1 protein-coding gene is annotated in these 1,102 nt (G+C 61.3%); it reads right to left on the reverse strand.

The features are described from left to right. Positions 1-1,081: condensation domain-containing protein (locus AB0B25_RS32180; RefSeq protein ID WP_357187633.1), on the reverse strand; the 1,081-nt coding region annotated here is incomplete at its 3' end. Between the last annotated feature and the right edge of the window lie 21 nt (positions 1,082-1,102).

The following is a 1,102-nucleotide window of genomic DNA, read 5'->3' on the forward strand; positions in this document are numbered from 1 at the left end:
TCACCCACGTGGTCGAATCGGGTAGTCGCGTGCGGGTGATCGTGGTGGTCAACCCGATAACGGTCCGAGAATCGGTCAACATGTGGTTGATACGTTCGGCCGGATAGGTCGGGTCGATCGGCAGGAAAGCAGCCCCGGACTTGGCGACCGCCCAGACAGCCAGAACCGACTCCACAGAACGCGGGATCCCGATCGCGACGACATCCTCCGGACCCACACCATGCTGGATGAGTAGCCGAGCCAGCCGGTTCGACCGCTCGTCGAGCTCTCGATAACTCAACCGCTCACCCTCGAACACGATCGCGGTAGCGTCGGGATCCCGCGCGACCGCGGCAGCGAGCAGATCAGCCAACGTGACCGGCGCCGCGGTCGGCACACCACCACGAGTGAGCAGATCCGCCCGCTCACCAGCCTCGAGTACCTCGATCCCAGCCACCGACACCATCGGATCGACAGCCACCGACTCCAAGATCCGAACCCACCGCCGAGTCAAGGAATCGATCGTCGCGGCATCGAACAAATCCGTGGCATAAGTGACCGCGATCCTCAACCCACCGGTATCCACATCATCCGACACAACGAACTGCACATCGAAACGCGACACCTCGCTCGGCAGATCGACAACCGACACCTCCAACCCCGGCAACGCCAACTCCACACGCTCCAGATTCTGAAACGCCAACAACACCTGGAACAACGGATGACGAGACTGCGACCTCTGCGGAGCAAGAACATCCACAAGCTGCTCGAACGGCACATCAGCATGAGCGTAAGCATCCAAATCAACCCGCCGCACCCGCTCGAGCAAACCGGTGAACGACTCATCCAGATCAACACCCGTCCGCAACACCAAAGTATTGACGAACATCCCCACCACCTCATCCAACACAACCCCACCCCGCCCCGCGATCGGCGTACCGATCGCAATATCACCACTACCACTCAACCGCGCCAACAACACCACCAAAGCCGAATGCACCACCATGAACAACGACGAACTACGCTCCCGCGCAAGACGCTCCAACCCCCGCACCGACTCCACCCCCAACGAACAACTCGCAGTAGCACCCCGCTGAGACATCACCACCGGCCGCGGCCGATC

Source organism: Nocardia sp. NPDC049190 (assembly GCF_040648115.1).
GTDB lineage: Bacteria > Actinomycetota > Actinomycetes > Mycobacteriales > Mycobacteriaceae > Nocardia.